Here is a 13384-nt window from a genome sequence, read left to right as displayed (position 1 = left end):
GTGAGTGAAGCAATTAGTCTATACCAGCTAAGCCATGCAATGTAAGACCTCGAGGTAATGAGTGATCAGCGGTGCTAAAAAAAACGCCCGCTTCAGCATGTTCTGAAGCGGGCGGCTACTACCTGATTCTTCCTTCCTGCTAGAAGAGGTAATACAGGGAAAGCCCGGCGCGGTAACCGTCCATGGATTCGAGGCGGATGTCCAGATTCTTTTCCTTTTGGTCGGTGGCGATTACGTAGGAAACGCTCGGAAGCAGATAGAGGTTGTGCGCCATCTGGATGTAGCTGGCGAGTTCAAAGTTGAACTCCTCATTGGCTGTCAGATTGCTCGTTGAGGTGTTGAAATTGGCGTCGATCTTCGCGTCGAGGGTCACCGTGTGGTTGAGTTCCTTCTCCAGGCCCAACGAAATGGTGTGGGTGTCTTGCTCCCCGTGATTGCGGATGGTGGCGCGATAGATGGCATAGGGAGTGTTATGGTCACCCAGGTTGGTGCTCGCGGCGATAAAGGGGCTCACGTCGGTGGTGCCGGTGCCGGCGTCATCGTTGCCTGCCGTGTCGAATTTAAGGCCCAGGCCCGCAACGACGGTGACCGGTTGCTCCTCCCCACCGAGCAGGCGATATTTCGCCTGGAGTGCGAAGTCCCCGAAGCCGTCCCGTTTCTCATACTCGGGCTCGAGTCCGTCAACCTGCACCTTCACACGCTCGCTGAATACGTACGGCATGGAGGCGGACACTTCCAAGCCGTGCCCAAGGCCGAGACCGAGGGAGTAGATGGATTCCGTCGTGTTCGTAAAAATTTTGCCTGATTCTAAAGCGCCTTTCACGTCGCCGCTTGCGTGAGAATACTCGAACTGCGCCTGTGCCTCAACCTGGCTCTTATCGAGAACCTCCGTGACGAGCAGTTTGTGCTCCGCATGGGCCGTTGCCGCAGTCAGAAGCACTCCCCCCAGTACCGCCGTAATCATTTTCTTCATGTAGCAGTCTCCTCTTACATCGAAATTCATACCAACGTCCCCCCCACATCCGCAGCTTCGTGGATATAGGTCGAACGAAGTAAAGATATTTCAATACAACAGATCATACAGGCATTACAACATTAAATATTTACTACAAAGACGGAAGCATTGTTGAAATTACAGCAATTTTGTACGAAACGGGGTCTCAACGTGTTGTTGTTCAGAGGAACCGGTCGCGCAGTTGGTGCGTGCTGTCGGCGTGTTGCCATACATGCAGCACGTCGCTAACTCAGGGGCGAGATTTACGACCTGTGCCACGAACTTCGCGATCGCTGCGCGGGGTTTGCAATCTTCGCGGCGGACTTCGCTATCGCCGCGCGGAGTTTGCGATCTCTGCGGCGCACTTCGCTGTCGCCGCGCGGAGTTTGCGATCTCTGCGGCGCACTTCGCTATCCCCGCGCGGAGCTTGCGATCTTTGCGGCGCTCTTCGCTATCGCGCGCGGAGTTTGCGATCTCTGCGGCGCACTTCGCTATCGCCGCGCGGAGTTTGCGATCTTTGCGGCGCACTTCGCTATCGCCGCGCGGAGTTTGCGATCTCTGCGATGCACTTCGCTATCGCCGCGCGTAGTTTGCGATCTCCGCAGCGCACTTCGCTATCGCGGCGCGGAGTTTGCGATCTCCGCGGTGCGCTTCACTATCGCTGCGTAAAGTTTGTCATCCATGCTGCGGGGAAGCGTATCCCCACGTCTTCGATGCGTTTCGTCGGTTTAAGCCGTGGGAGGGGTCGGAAAAAAGAGGCGGGGCCGGTCTCGCATCCACGGGACCGGCCGTTAGCCGGATTTTTTTGCAGGTTAGGTCACGATGATGCCGACGGCCTCGCTCCAAGGGCCGTTTTCGTTGTTCCCGACACTCCTTATTCTGAAGTAATACCAGCTTGCGCGCTCGAGGCTGTCAGCTGTGGTCCGAACTTTCGTCAGGTACGCGTAATCCACAAACGACTCTTCCCCCTGCGGATGCCCCTTACAGATCTGCAGTTGATAGGAACCTGCCCCGGGATCTCTGGTCCAACTGAGGATGACTTGCCCGGCATTCGGCCCGTTTTTCACTCTAAGGGCCAGGGAAGAGGTGGAAACCGGCCTGTCGTAAACCCTCTTCGCTTTTTCTTTCAGGGTATATCCGTTGTTGTGGAGCCAAGCTTCGTCTTTCTCACACTTCGCCCTGATCACCAGGTAGGCGGCGTTTATATTCACGTCGTCGACCGCCGCCGAGATGGCCGCCTGGAGTTCTTTCGTCGTGCGCACGTCAAGCGCCAGAGCTTTTTGTAATTCACTCTCGATACTCTCTTTGTGGCTCCTGAATTGCGGGGACCACGGCACCCAATGGTCGATCTGTGTGCTGATCTTGGAATGTGCGTCCTGCAATGTGGCGGCATCGTTGAGCCATGTCGCCAGTTGCAAGGGGGCCATAGCGGCGTGGTTCATCAGGAATCGGTCCGAAGCGTTCATTTCTCTCCTCCCTTTAAGATTAATTTTTACCAATTTATCAAATTATCCCATGCCGTCAAGCGATACAAACGTCAACTTCCGCCCGCCCCAAACCTGCTGAGGAGAAATGGTGGTCAGTAATAGAACTGTGCCGCCCCCCCGTCTGGAGAAGCGATGTAACGGAGGTGCTCTGACTCAGATGTTGAGTTTATGGTAACCTTGCAAGCATTGCCGTAGGAATGGAGGGAACATGTCGCAGTTCGTCGATGGACTTTTGAAAACGGTTGAAGCGGTTCTGCCTATGGTGGAGGATCTCTATAAGGATCTGCACCAGCATCCGGAGCTCCCTATGCAAGAACTCCGCACGTCTAAGATCATCGCCGGGAAGTTGCATGAAGCCGGCTTCAAGGTGACGGAAAAGGTCGGCGCCACCGGTGTCGTCGGTGTACTGGAAAACGGGGCCGGCCCCACGGTCATGCTGCGCGCGGACATGGACGCCGTACCGATGAAGGAGGAGACGGGGCTCGACTATGCGAGCCGCATCGAGGTAGCGAACGAAAAAGGAGAAACGGTCCCTGTGGCTCATTCATGCGGCCACGACATGCACACGACTTGGCTGACCGGTGCGGCAACGGTGCTGTCGCTCGCGCGCGACTCCTGGCGCGGCACGCTCATGGCCGTATTCCAGCCGGCGGAAGAGACCGGCCAAGGGTCGCAGGCGATGCTCGACTACGGCATGACCCAGCGCTTCCCGCGCCCGGACGTCATCATGGGGCAGCACATGCTGCAATGCCGCGCAGGGACGGTTGGATGCCGAGCTGGTCAAGTCCTGACGTCCGGCGACAGCCTGCTGGTGCGCTTTTTCGGCAAAGGCGCCCATGGCGGAATGCCGCAAAACGGCATAGATCCCATCGTGATGGCAGCCTCCGCGGTGCTGCGGCTGCAAACCATCGTCAGCCGCGAGATCGCACCGCAGACACAGACGGTGGTGACCGTCGGTGAGTTTCACGCCGGAACCGCCGAGAACATCATCCCCGCCGAAGCCTGCCTGAAGCTGAACGTCCGGACCACGGACGAAGCGGTGCGCAACCATGTACTGCAGGCGATAAAACGGATCTGCGTCGCCGAGGCACGCGCGTCCAACGCGCCGAGAGATCCCGCCTTTGAGGAAATCAACAACTTCCCCCTGACGGTGAACGACGCCGAGACGACCAGAAAGATAAGGGAGGCCTTTCAAGATTACTTCGGAGAGCGGTTCGTTGAGATGCCGGCACAAGGGGCCAGCGAGGACTTCGGACGTTTCGGAAAAGCCTGGAACTCCCCCTACACCTATTGGTTCGTGGGGGGGTGCGCGCCGGAACTGTACGACAAGGCGTTGCAGGCGGGTGAGATCGAGCAACTGCCAGGCCCTCACTCGCCGTTTTGGGCGCCCGCCTTGCACCCGACCCTGCGCACCGGAATCGAAACGATGCTGACTGCAGCCGGGGTTTGGCTGGCAGGTCGTGGGGCGAACTAGGGACGGAAGTGGTGCCGCCTCAGGCGGACCGGAGAAAAGATGTGGGCTTGCTGTATCAGGGAAAGTTGCAGGAAGAACTAAAAGTCATAGACTTGCACTCATTGCACCTGCAAAAAGGAGGGTAGGCGGCGTAAGCAGATTGATCTCTGGTTGCTATCATAAGCAGTCACTCAAAAGGAGGATTCTATGGCAACGATTCGTCCCAAACTGCAGGCAACACTTGGGCTTTTTCTGGTCTTGTTACTCATGGTACCTGCGTGGGCCGGGGCACAGACATCGTTCAACCGGATCATCGTGTTCGGCGACAGCCTCTCCGACCCCGGCAACGCGTTTGCCATCTCCGGCATGGCAAACACACCTCCCTACCAGTTCCTCGACGAGCTCCTGATTCCCGACAGGCCGTACGCAAGAGGCGGCCACCACTTCAGCAACGGTATGACCTGGATCGAGCAGTTGGCACGTCAGCTCTCGCTTTCGGGCAACACCCGTCCGGCCTTCCGCGAATTCGGTGGCGCCGCTACCAACTACGCAATCGGCGGGGCCAGGGCAGGCGACAGGGCAGAAAAGGCGACCATGACCTACGAGGTAACCACCTTCCTCAACGTTTTCGGCGGCCACGCCCCGGCAGATGCCCTTTATGTCATTGAGTTTGGAGGCAATGACATAAGGGACGCCATCGAGGCGCAGGATCCCGGGGTCATCAATCAGGCGATATCGTCGATACAGTCAAACATCACCGCCCTTTACAACGCCGGAGCCAGGAAATTCCTGGTGTGTTTCGCTCCGGATCTCTCTCTTACCCCGGCGCTCATCGCTACCGACAAAATAATGCCGGGAGCGGCTACCGCAGCCCGCCAGATGTCGCAATACTACAACTACCTGCTCGACTACCTAGTGACCTCGATGTCTTCCCAGCTCGCCGACATGGAGGTGGTAAGGGTCGACTTTTTCAGCACGCTGACAGAGGTCGCCGGCAACCCGGCCGAATTCGGACTCAGCGTCGTCGACGCCACCTGCGTCACGCCCGGCTTCGCCCCCTACGCCTGTAGCAATCCCAACACCTTCCTCTTCTGGGACGGCATACATCCAACGGAGAAGGTGCATTCCATCATCGCGCAACGGGCGCTGTCTGAGCTGGTCAAGTGACCGGATGCAAAAACCGGAGCCTCTCGCAGAGGAGCTCCGGTTTTTGCCGTCTGGCCTGATGCCATCTCCTGCCCCACCCTCTGCGATTCATGTCGGTAATCAAAAGCTTACCGTCCTTTTCATACATCAAGTCGCTTGACTTCATCTCACTAAGACATACTCTTTTGACAGAGGTCTGTGATGCATGGTCCTCTTTGGTCATTGCCAGATACAAGGCGCTGCTCCACTGATACAGATCTCCCCGACTTTAAGCAATAAGGGGCGTCGACCGGGTCTGAAAACCCGGCACCCTTTTGCCGCACCGAAATCGGAAAAGGAGGGACGATCATGAGATCTAAAGGGACAGTTGCCTCAATGACGACAGCGGTGATCTTGCTGCTCGCGGTGCTCGCCGGTTGCGCCACGGAGCTGAGCGGACCACAAAAGGCGGAACTCAAGTGGTACCGCAACAACGGACTAGCGGTCCAGGAGAAGGATCCCGCTACCGCGGCATGGCTGGGCATTCTTCCTGGGGGTGGCTCCTTCTATACCAGGAACTACGGCATAGGCATCGTCAACCTGCTTTGCTGGCCGATATCCGTGGTATGGGACCCGGTCAGCGGCTACAACGGTGCCGAAACGCTCAACTACATGAGCACGGTTTCGGTGGTGGAGAAGAAACGCAACAAAGAGATTGCCACGCTTGACTCCAAATTGGCAGCAGGGACCATCTCAAAGGATGAGTACCTGAAACTCAAAACAGAGTGCGAGAAGCGCTACGCTCCGGAGATCTAGACACCTGACAGCTCCACAGCACCCGCAAGAGACCTTAAAGGAGAACCCGCGGCGGCGGGTTCTCCTTTTTTCTTCCCCCACTTTTCCAGCCTTTGCAAAAGTCTCGGCGCTGCCCGTACCGACCGACCCAGCCGTTCCCTTTATTCCAACGCGCCGGTCCCCCAGCGAGAGTCACTTGACCATCGGACTTTTTTGCATTGGCAAACGCCCCTTTTTATGAAATGGTACTTGGCCTAGCGGAAAATCGGGTCTTTCGGGAGCGCCTATGAAAAAGATACTCGCCGTAGAAGACAGCAAGGTGTCGCAGGCCCATCTGCGCGACATCCTGGAAGGCGCATATGAGGTCACGGTGGAAGAAAACGGCGCATCGGCGCTCTCCGCCGTGATGGAAATGCCCCCGGACTTGATTCTGCTCGACGTGAACCTGCCGGGGATGAACGGCTATGACGTATGCCGGCAGTTGAAAGGCGATGCGAGGACGCGCGAGATCCCCATCATATTCCTCACCGGCTGCGATTCCGGAGGGGAAAAGGTGAAGGGGTTCGAGGCAGGAGCGGACGACTACATCGTGAAGCCTTTCCATCCCGAGGAACTCCTGGCGCGCGTCTCACTGCACCTAGCTTCAAGGCGGGAGAAGCAGATGGCCCTGGAGCTCGAAAGGCTCAAGTTGCTGCGGGAAATGGCGGTAGCGATAAGCCACGAATTCAACAACCCGCTCACTGCGATCCTCTGGCACCTTCGCCTCGCCTCCCGCGATGTCAGCGATGAGGAAAAGGTCCGTGCGCACCTGTCGGACATGCAGCTTGAGCTGGACAAGATCCGCCGCATCGTGGCGCGACTGGCCGAAGCGTCCCGGGACGCGAAGACGGAGTACGTCATGGGCGAGGCGATGATAGACGTGAACCGGATCTGAGTTGCCGGTTGCGGCATTGCAGGAGAATCAGGCAGGAATGGAAAATTTCATCATCATCGGCGTGTTCGTACTGCTCGGGATGCTCTTTCGCCGTCTCGAGGCCTTCCCGAAGGACTCGGCACAGGTACTGAACATGTTCGCCCTCTACGTGTCGCTGCCGGCGCTTATCCTCCTCAAGGTGCCGCAGATCGTCTTCTCGCGCGACATCATCACCGCCGCGCTCGTGCCGTGGGGGATGCTCTTCTTGTCGGTGGCCGCTGTCCTCGGCGCGGCGCGGCTGTGGCGCTGGGATCGTGCATCGGTTGGGGTGCTGCTCCTCGTGGTGCCGCTCGGCAACACCTCGTTTCTCGGCGTCCCGATGGTCCAGGCCTTCTTCGGGGCGGCGGGCCTTCCCTACCTCATCATCTACGACCAGTTGGGAACCATGATCATCATGGTGACCTATGGCTCGATGATTCTCGCCCTGTACGGCAAGGACGGGTCGGTGCGCCTCTCGGCGATGGTGCGCAAGATGCTTCTCTTCCCGCCCACCATCGCCCTGCTGGTAGGCCTGGTCGCCCGCGCCTTCCCTTACCCGGAGAAGCTCGCCCAGGCGCTGCAAAACGTCTCTCTAACCCTCGTCCCCGTGGTCATGACGGCGATCGGCCTGCAGATGAGGCTCAGACTGCCGCGCCGGGTGCTCGGGCCGCTTGCCTTCGGGCTGTCGCTGAAGCTCGCGGCGGCACCGCTCATCGCCCTCCTCGTTTGCCGGATGGCGGGGGTTGCCGGCATGGTGGTCGACGTTTCGATCCTCGAAGCGGCCATGCCGCCTATGGTGACGGCCGGTGCGCTCGCCGTCGTTGCCGGGATGGAGGCCGACCTCGCCGTGGCCATGATAGGGATAGGCATCATCCTCTCTTTCGGAACCATCCCCGCCGTCTATTGGCTGACACGCCTCACCGCCTGACCCATCCGGGCCATGCCCCGCCGGGACTGCGCCTCCGGCGGGGCTTGCTCTGACCGCAGTTACAGGTGAAAATCTCCCGACGCTTCAGGCTGGTAGAGGACCTTCTTCACCTTCAGCTTCTTCTTTCCGCCGGGCACCGCCCAGGCGATGCGGTCGCCGGCACGGTAGCCTATCAGCGCGGTCCCTACCGGGGCGAGCACCGATATCTTCCCCTTTTCCAGATCGGCGTCGGGCGGGAACACGAGGGTATACTCCAACTCCTCGCCGGAATCGAGATCCTGCAGACGCACCCGCGAGTTCATGGTTATGACGTCCGGGGGGATGCCCGCGGAGGGGACCACTTCCGCTCTCGTCAGTTCCTGCTCCAGTTCCGCGAGATATCTGCCGTCGCGCGACGACCTTTGCTCGACACTGCTGATCATCTCCTCAAGACGCTCCAGGTCGAACTCCGTGATGAATATCTGTCTACCCTTTCCGCTTTGCTTCATTTTCTTCTCCTTTTTCGGGCAATAAAAAACCCCCGCGGGCTCATGCCGGCGGGGGTCTTGGTGTTGGTCTGTACGATAAAAGCTAAACCCTTCCCTCCGGCACCGACATAGAACGTGCGAGACCGCGCAGCAACGCGGCTGCGGTCAGGCGGGTAAAAAGGGTGGCATGAAAAAGACGGGTTGAGATCACGGCTATGTTTTCCTCGAATCTTTTAGTCGTTACGGTCCCCAACCCTAGCATCTTTGCATGTGGGCGTCAACAAGGGGAGGCGGTCCGGCAGTCGGGGGAGTCCTCACCCGCTTCCCGTGCCCGTGCGACAAGGATTTCCTGCCAGACTGGGAGCGGCTCGCGGACTGCACCGCCGTTTAGATGTGGAGCGGGAAGAAAGGAGATCGCCTGCCATCCCGTGCCCGCGGTCCAGACGGCCGGAGTGCTATGCAGATGAAAGACGAACATGCGGACCAGGGTGTGAAACAGATCGGAGCCCGCGCCGGAACGGTCATCCTCATTGAGGTGAAACAGCGCACCGCCACGCGGCGGGAAGATGATGGAGATATCCCCGGCGGCGAAATAGTCGCGTCTTCTGATCAGCTCCAGGTACTCCGGGCGGGGGAAGCCGTCCCCGTCGAAGGCCCGGCTTCTGCGCAGGATGCACTCCTTCCTGCTCAGCACGACCGGTGTCACCCCGGGGGTCGGGAAAAAACGGACCGTGAAATTTCCGGCCAGGGAAACGCTCCCCTTCCCACCCAGTTCCCCGGCACCGACACACTCCAGCAGGTACGCACCGGGTGCCTCTTCAAGCCGGAAGTACCACGCGGGCACCTCGATGGCGACCGGAGTCACCCGCTGCAGGCCGATCAGGCGGCGTACGCGGAGCGGTGCGGACCGAAGCTCCCTGCAGCAGGTCTCCATCTTCTCGTGTAACGCCTCCATGACGCCCCCTACCACCTGGTGAAGCAATCTGACTTGCAGAATAGCGCTATAAGCGCGATCGCAAGCCAGATGCAGCACATGATGAAGATAAGAACTGCCATGCCCCTCCCGTAGAACTGTCCTTCCTAGCTCCCCCCTGTCCCCCCTTCGCAAAGGGGGGGACGTCAGGCTCATGCAGCGCTTCGTGGGGACCAGTGCTTCTTATTCCCCCCCGGTACTTCCGTTGCCCAATCATATATATACAACTTCTTGAATGTCAACAGATTCGTGCTCGCAACGATCGAGGGAGGCCGCCGATCCTCCATAATCTCCTTGCAAATTCGCACGCGAGCGGGTACGGATGCTGTGATGAAAAGTCTATCCGGTAACATAGGAAAACTGTACGTCTTCTCCTTCCTGCAGATGATGCTGTTTCCGATGGCGATCATCACCCTCTTCTGGAAGGACCACATCGGCCTGTCGCTGACCCAGATCCTGCTTTTGCAGAGCATCTTCTCGGTGGCGACCCTGGCACTCGATTACCCCGCGGGTTACATAAGCGACCGGGTCGGCTACCGCTGCGCCCTCAACATCTCTGCGGCCCTTGGCATGGCAGGCTGGGGCATCTACATCTATGCGAACTCCTTCACTACCGTGCTGCTGGCGGAGATCACCCTCGGGATGTCGCTCTCCTTCATAAGCGGCTCGGACAGCGCCCTTCTGTATGAGACGCTGCGCGCGCAGGGGGATGAGCATTCTTATGCCCGGCACCAGGGGCGCATGCACGGCTTCGCCCAGATCGGCGAGGCAGCCGGAGCGGTGATGGCCGGCGTGATCTACGCCTTCGAGCCGAGGCTCCCCTTCGTCCTGCAGGTCGCGGTATGGGGGGCCGGGCTCCTGGTCACCTCACGGCTCACGGAAACGCCGCGCGAGCATGCGCCGCAGCGCTCGCATCTCGCCGAGGCGGTCGCCACGGCCCGCTATGCCTTCAGGGAGAACCGTCACCTGCGCTACACCATCCTCCTCAACACGGTGCTGGGGGTCGCCTCCTTTTACCCGGTCTGGCTGATCCAACCCTACATGCAGCACGCCCGCGTGCCGGTCACCTGGTTTGGGCCGGTATGGGCCGGCGCGAACCTGACCGTCGCGCTTTGCGCCCTGGCAAGTCACCGGCTGCACAACCGCCTGGGGGACCGCGGCATGGTCCTTCTCTTCCTGGGGTTGGTCGCCGTCGGTTATCTGGGGCTTGGTTTGAGCGGCGGGATCTGGGGATTCCTCTTTTATTACCTTCTGACCTGCATGCGTGGTTTCAGGGGGCCGATGATGCTGTCCCACACCCAGAAGGAGTCGACGAGCGTCAACCGCGCGGCAACACTTTCCCTGCAGTCGGTTTCCTTCCGGCTTCTCTTCGTGGTGAGCGGTCCGCTGGTGGGAAAGCTGGCCGACGCGGCGGGCGTGGCGCGCAGTTTTTACTTCCTCTTCTACGCATTCCTTTTAACCCTCCCCCTGCTCGCGGCGCTTTTCCTCAAGAACGCGCCACGCCGGGAGGCCGAGCTTGTGTGATGCTGAGCGGACGGAAGCCCCGCCGCAAAGGAGCAGAGCATGAACTATCGAGCCATAGCGAAAAAGCTGCTGCAGGAACAGCCGCAGACCATGGCGGTCCTCTTAGCCCGTCTCCCGGCGCAAGATGCCGGCGAGATCGTGAAGCTCCTCCCCGACTTCGTCCAGGCCGATCTCGTGCAGCGGATCGTGCACATAGAGCGCTTGCCAGACGAGGTGTTGGCCGAGATCGACGCGACGCTGGAAGCCGTCTTGCGGAGCCGCTGACCCCGCCTCTTTTCCCTTGCCCCGCGCTTGACCGGATGATATCTAAATATCCGAATGTAACCGGAGGGATTGCCGGTTGAACGAAGGAGAGATCGTGAAGCCGAGAGCAAGGCGAAGGTCATGGCAAAAATGAATGCGTTCGACCGCCATCCCGCGGAGTACGACGCCTGGTTCGACAGGCACGTCGACATCTATCAGGCGGAGTTGGCGGCAGTGCGGGAACTCGTCCCGGCGCAGGGAAGCGGCGTGGAGATCGGCGTCGGGACCGGCCGCTTCGCGGCACCGCTCGGTATCGCCTTGGGCGTCGAGCCTTCACCGGGAATGGCGCAGCTTGCGCGGCAACGGGGGATCGAAGTTCTGTCAGGGACGGCGGAAGCCCTCCCGCTGCCGGATGCCTGCTTCGACTACGCGGTGATCGTCACCGTGCTCTGTTTCGTAGAGGACGTCTCACGCGTGCTGGCCGAGGTACGGCGCGTACTGAAGCCGGGTGGCTCCCTCATCATAGGGTTCATCGACCGGGAGAGTGCGCTTGGGGAAAGCTATGAGCGGGAAAAAAGCGGGAGCGACTTCTACCGCGAAGCTACCTTTCGCAGCGCGGCCGAGCTTGAAGCGCTTCTGACCGAGGCGGGATTCTCGGGGTTCTCTTACCGGCAGACCCTTTTGCCGGCTCCCGCCGGGTTGTCCGTCAGCGAAGGGCATGGGCGTGGCGGGTTCGCGGTCGTAAAGACGATAAAGAACGGCAAGGAGAAATAGCATGAAGGTGGGAATCATTCGTTGTCAATTGACTGAGGATATGTGCCCGGGAACGGTGGACTTCAAGGTGGCCGGCGAAGGCACGCAGGCATTCGAGGAAACTGGCCCCGTCGAGATCGTTGGCTTTCTGTCCTGCGGCGGCTGTTCCGGAAAGAAGGCGGTCACCCGGGCCAAGATGATGGTGGATCGCGGAGCGGAGGGTATCGTCTTCGCTTCCTGCATGAAGAAGGGAAACCCCATCGGCTACCCCTGCCCTCACTTCGCTGCCATGAAGGCGGCAGTGGAAGCGAAGGTCGGGCCCGAAGTAAAGATCATCGACTGGACGCACTGACATGACCTACGCGGACTTGCAGGAGGCGCTGCGGATACTGGGGCTGGGGGAGCGGGCGACGCTGGGAGAGATAAAGGCCCGGCACCGGGAGCTGGTCAAGTGCCATCATCCCGATGCCGGTGCGCAGGGGGACCCGGAAAGGATCCGCCTGATAAACGCGGCCTACCGGATCGTGTCGGAGTACGTCGCCGGGTACCGCTTCTCCTTCACGGAAGAAGAGTTCTACGAGCAGAACCCGGATGAGCGGCTGAGAAACCAGTTCATGGACTTCTATCGGAACTGAGCGAGTGACAGCCGTTGACAATGCCAACGAAAAATAATACATTGTTCTAGCTTTCCGGGGGGGCTGCCGTCCCTTTTTCGGGAGAGGCGGTGTTCCGGTGGGAGCATGGCTCGCAGCACCGGGCTATCCACCCGAAAAAACTGAACGAGTTTGTGAAGGAGCAGGAAATGGGCATGGCATTGCAGTGCAAGTTCTTCGGCCACATCATCAGCGTGGACAAAGCGCTCGCCATACGCGACGGCGCTACGGCAGAACAGAAGTACTCTCTTCTTTTCGAATGCGACAAGTGCGGCAAACCGGTCCGACCGCGCGCTGCGGGCGACAAGCACATCGCGCATTTTGTCCACCTCCAGGAAAACCCCGAGTGCGGTTACGTCGAGCCCCCGAAGGAATACTGACGAGCGTGCTGTGATGAAACTGCTCACCCTCTTCTTTCTGGTCTCACTGGCGTCAACCGCCATCCCCGGTCCCGCCGTCCTGTACGTGACGACGCAGGGGATGCGCGGGGGGATGCGCTCGGGACTTCCGGCCGCACTCGGCATCCTTGCCGCCGACGCCTTCTATATCGTCCTTTCCGTAACGGGGCTCTCCGCGATACTCGCCGCATCTTACCGACTGTTCACCATAATGAAATGGGCCGGTGCCGTGTACCTGGTCTACCTCGGCGTGCGGATCGTACTTTCGGGGCTCTCCGCTTCGCTGGCGCGGCAGGCTGCCACTGCCAACAACGGTACTGGTCGCTCCTTCCTGGGTGGTTTCGCCCTCCACGCGGCGAACCCAAAGGCGCTTTTGTACTTCGGATCTCTCGTCCCGCAGTTCGTGACGACGGGCGAGCCGATTGCCGGCCAACTTGCCGCGCTTGCGCTCATACACCTCTCCACCGCTTCATGTGTGCTCATCATCTACGCCGCGTCTTCCGCGCGCTTAGGTCGCTGCGGCGTCGGTTCGGGCGTCTCCCGACTGCTGCGCTGCGCGGCCGGAGCCTCTCTCATCGCGGCGGGGATCTCCCTCGGATGCCTGAGAAGAAGCAGCCCCTGAGTTAGGCCCCCCTCAAA

Annotated in this window: 16 protein-coding genes; 12 read left to right on the top strand and 4 right to left on the bottom strand. The window is 59.8% G+C overall.

What is annotated here, in order from left to right:
• Window positions 1-139 precede the first annotated feature (139 nt).
• On the bottom strand, window positions 140-973 hold the full coding sequence (locus E8L22_RS16785) for a hypothetical protein (protein ID WP_136526296.1): 834 nt from the start codon (window positions 971-973) through the stop codon (window positions 140-142).
• 833 nt (window positions 974-1806) lie between these two features.
• Window positions 1807-2460 (bottom strand): fibronectin type III domain-containing protein, encoded by a 654-nt coding sequence (locus E8L22_RS16780; protein WP_136526295.1) that lies wholly within the window; start codon window positions 2458-2460, stop codon window positions 1807-1809.
• A gap of 229 nt (window positions 2461-2689) precedes the next feature.
• On the opposite strand from E8L22_RS16780, the gene E8L22_RS16775 reads away from it, so the two are divergent.
• The 5 genes from E8L22_RS16775 to E8L22_RS16755 all read left to right on the top strand — a co-directional run bounded on the left by E8L22_RS16775 (window position 2690) and on the right by E8L22_RS16755 (window position 7734).
• Complete coding sequence (locus tag E8L22_RS16775) at window positions 2690-3955, top strand: amidohydrolase (protein ID WP_136526294.1); 1266 nt, start codon at window positions 2690-2692, stop codon at window positions 3953-3955.
• Between the two features lie 186 nt (window positions 3956-4141).
• Window positions 4142-5101, top strand: a complete 960-nt coding sequence (locus E8L22_RS16770; RefSeq protein WP_136526293.1) for an SGNH/GDSL hydrolase family protein — start codon at window positions 4142-4144, stop codon at window positions 5099-5101.
• Between the two features lie 327 nt (window positions 5102-5428).
• Complete coding sequence (locus E8L22_RS16765; protein ID WP_136526292.1) at window positions 5429-5875, top strand: hypothetical protein; 447 nt, start codon at window positions 5429-5431, stop codon at window positions 5873-5875.
• A gap of 265 nt (window positions 5876-6140) precedes the next feature.
• Window positions 6141-6788: a response regulator gene (locus E8L22_RS16760; RefSeq protein ID WP_136526291.1), complete on the top strand. Its 648-nt coding sequence runs from the start codon at window positions 6141-6143 to the stop codon at window positions 6786-6788.
• Between the two features lie 37 nt (window positions 6789-6825).
• The gene (locus E8L22_RS16755) at window positions 6826-7734 is read left to right on the top strand and encodes an AEC family transporter (RefSeq protein WP_136526290.1); all 909 of its coding nucleotides are present in this window, start codon (window positions 6826-6828) and stop codon (window positions 7732-7734) included.
• Window positions 7735-7793: 59 nt separating this feature from the next.
• Here the strand turns inward: E8L22_RS16755 and rnk are convergent, their stop codons facing one another.
• The gene (gene rnk / locus E8L22_RS16750) at window positions 7794-8222 is read right to left on the bottom strand and encodes a nucleoside diphosphate kinase regulator (protein WP_136526289.1); all 429 of its coding nucleotides are present in this window, start codon (window positions 8220-8222) and stop codon (window positions 7794-7796) included.
• Window positions 8223-8478: 256 nt separating this feature from the next.
• Window positions 8479-9156 carry a hypothetical protein gene (locus tag E8L22_RS16745; protein WP_136526288.1) on the bottom strand — a complete coding sequence of 226 codons (678 nt, stop codon included), beginning with the start codon at window positions 9154-9156 and terminating at the stop codon, window positions 8479-8481.
• Between the two features lie 348 nt (window positions 9157-9504).
• Here E8L22_RS16745 and E8L22_RS16740 point away from each other — a divergent pair, with 348 nt between their 5' ends.
• The 7 genes from E8L22_RS16740 to E8L22_RS16710 all read left to right on the top strand — a co-directional run bounded on the left by E8L22_RS16740 (window position 9505) and on the right by E8L22_RS16710 (window position 13367).
• On the top strand, window positions 9505-10698 hold the full coding sequence (locus E8L22_RS16740) for an MFS transporter (RefSeq protein WP_136526287.1): 1194 nt from the start codon (window positions 9505-9507) through the stop codon (window positions 10696-10698).
• A gap of 39 nt (window positions 10699-10737) precedes the next feature.
• Window positions 10738-10962 (top strand): hypothetical protein, encoded by a 225-nt coding sequence (locus E8L22_RS16735; RefSeq protein ID WP_136526286.1) that lies wholly within the window; start codon window positions 10738-10740, stop codon window positions 10960-10962.
• A 120-nt stretch (window positions 10963-11082) separates the two neighbouring features.
• The gene (locus E8L22_RS16730; RefSeq protein WP_136526285.1) at window positions 11083-11715 is read left to right on the top strand and encodes a class I SAM-dependent methyltransferase; all 633 of its coding nucleotides are present in this window, start codon (window positions 11083-11085) and stop codon (window positions 11713-11715) included.
• 1 nt (window position 11716) lies between these two features.
• Complete coding sequence (locus tag E8L22_RS16725) at window positions 11717-12046, top strand: CGGC domain-containing protein (protein ID WP_136516202.1); 330 nt, start codon at window positions 11717-11719, stop codon at window positions 12044-12046.
• Between the two features lies 1 nt (window position 12047).
• Window positions 12048-12329, top strand: a complete 282-nt coding sequence (locus tag E8L22_RS16720; protein WP_136526284.1) for a J domain-containing protein — start codon at window positions 12048-12050, stop codon at window positions 12327-12329.
• A gap of 167 nt (window positions 12330-12496) precedes the next feature.
• Window positions 12497-12727 (top strand): hypothetical protein, encoded by a 231-nt coding sequence (locus tag E8L22_RS16715; protein WP_136526283.1) that lies wholly within the window; start codon window positions 12497-12499, stop codon window positions 12725-12727.
• A 13-nt stretch (window positions 12728-12740) separates the two neighbouring features.
• Window positions 12741-13367, top strand: coding sequence for a LysE family translocator (locus E8L22_RS16710; RefSeq protein ID WP_136526282.1), 627 nt, complete (start codon window positions 12741-12743; stop codon window positions 13365-13367).
• Window positions 13368-13384: the final 17 nt, after the last annotated feature.

Origin of the sequence: Geomonas ferrireducens (assembly GCF_004917065.1) — a bacterium.
Lineage (GTDB): Bacteria > Desulfobacterota > Desulfuromonadia > Geobacterales > Geobacteraceae > Geomonas > Geomonas ferrireducens.
This window is presented reverse-complemented; position numbering and strand designations above follow the sequence as displayed.

What these genes read in the sequence shown, in the direction of transcription:
- E8L22_RS16725 (WP_136516202.1), top strand. Translation starts at nt 11,717, where the DNA reads ATGAAGGTGGGAATCATTCGTTGTCAATTGACTGAGGATATGTGCCCG.
- rnk (WP_136526289.1), bottom strand. Translation starts at nt 8,222, where the DNA reads ATGAAGCAAAGCGGAAAGGGTAGACAGATATTCATCACGGAGTTCGAC.
- E8L22_RS16780 (WP_136526295.1), bottom strand. Translation starts at nt 2,460, where the DNA reads ATGAACGCTTCGGACCGATTCCTGATGAACCACGCCGCTATGGCCCCC.
- E8L22_RS16765 (WP_136526292.1), top strand. Translation starts at nt 5,429, where the DNA reads ATGAGATCTAAAGGGACAGTTGCCTCAATGACGACAGCGGTGATCTTG.
- E8L22_RS16720 (WP_136526284.1), top strand. Translation starts at nt 12,048, where the DNA reads ATGACCTACGCGGACTTGCAGGAGGCGCTGCGGATACTGGGGCTGGGG.
- E8L22_RS16770 (WP_136526293.1), top strand. Translation starts at nt 4,142, where the DNA reads ATGGCAACGATTCGTCCCAAACTGCAGGCAACACTTGGGCTTTTTCTG.
- E8L22_RS16735 (WP_136526286.1), top strand. Translation starts at nt 10,738, where the DNA reads ATGAACTATCGAGCCATAGCGAAAAAGCTGCTGCAGGAACAGCCGCAG.
- E8L22_RS16730 (WP_136526285.1), top strand. Translation starts at nt 11,083, where the DNA reads ATGGCAAAAATGAATGCGTTCGACCGCCATCCCGCGGAGTACGACGCC.
- E8L22_RS16710 (WP_136526282.1), top strand. Translation starts at nt 12,741, where the DNA reads ATGAAACTGCTCACCCTCTTCTTTCTGGTCTCACTGGCGTCAACCGCC.
- E8L22_RS16785 (WP_136526296.1), bottom strand. Translation starts at nt 973, where the DNA reads ATGAAGAAAATGATTACGGCGGTACTGGGGGGAGTGCTTCTGACTGCG.
- E8L22_RS16755 (WP_136526290.1), top strand. Translation starts at nt 6,826, where the DNA reads ATGGAAAATTTCATCATCATCGGCGTGTTCGTACTGCTCGGGATGCTC.
- E8L22_RS16760 (WP_136526291.1), top strand. Translation starts at nt 6,141, where the DNA reads ATGAAAAAGATACTCGCCGTAGAAGACAGCAAGGTGTCGCAGGCCCAT.
- E8L22_RS16715 (WP_136526283.1), top strand. Translation starts at nt 12,497, where the DNA reads ATGGGCATGGCATTGCAGTGCAAGTTCTTCGGCCACATCATCAGCGTG.
- E8L22_RS16745 (WP_136526288.1), bottom strand. Translation starts at nt 9,156, where the DNA reads ATGGAGGCGTTACACGAGAAGATGGAGACCTGCTGCAGGGAGCTTCGG.
- E8L22_RS16740 (WP_136526287.1), top strand. Translation starts at nt 9,505, where the DNA reads ATGAAAAGTCTATCCGGTAACATAGGAAAACTGTACGTCTTCTCCTTC.
- E8L22_RS16775 (WP_136526294.1), top strand. Translation starts at nt 2,690, where the DNA reads ATGTCGCAGTTCGTCGATGGACTTTTGAAAACGGTTGAAGCGGTTCTG.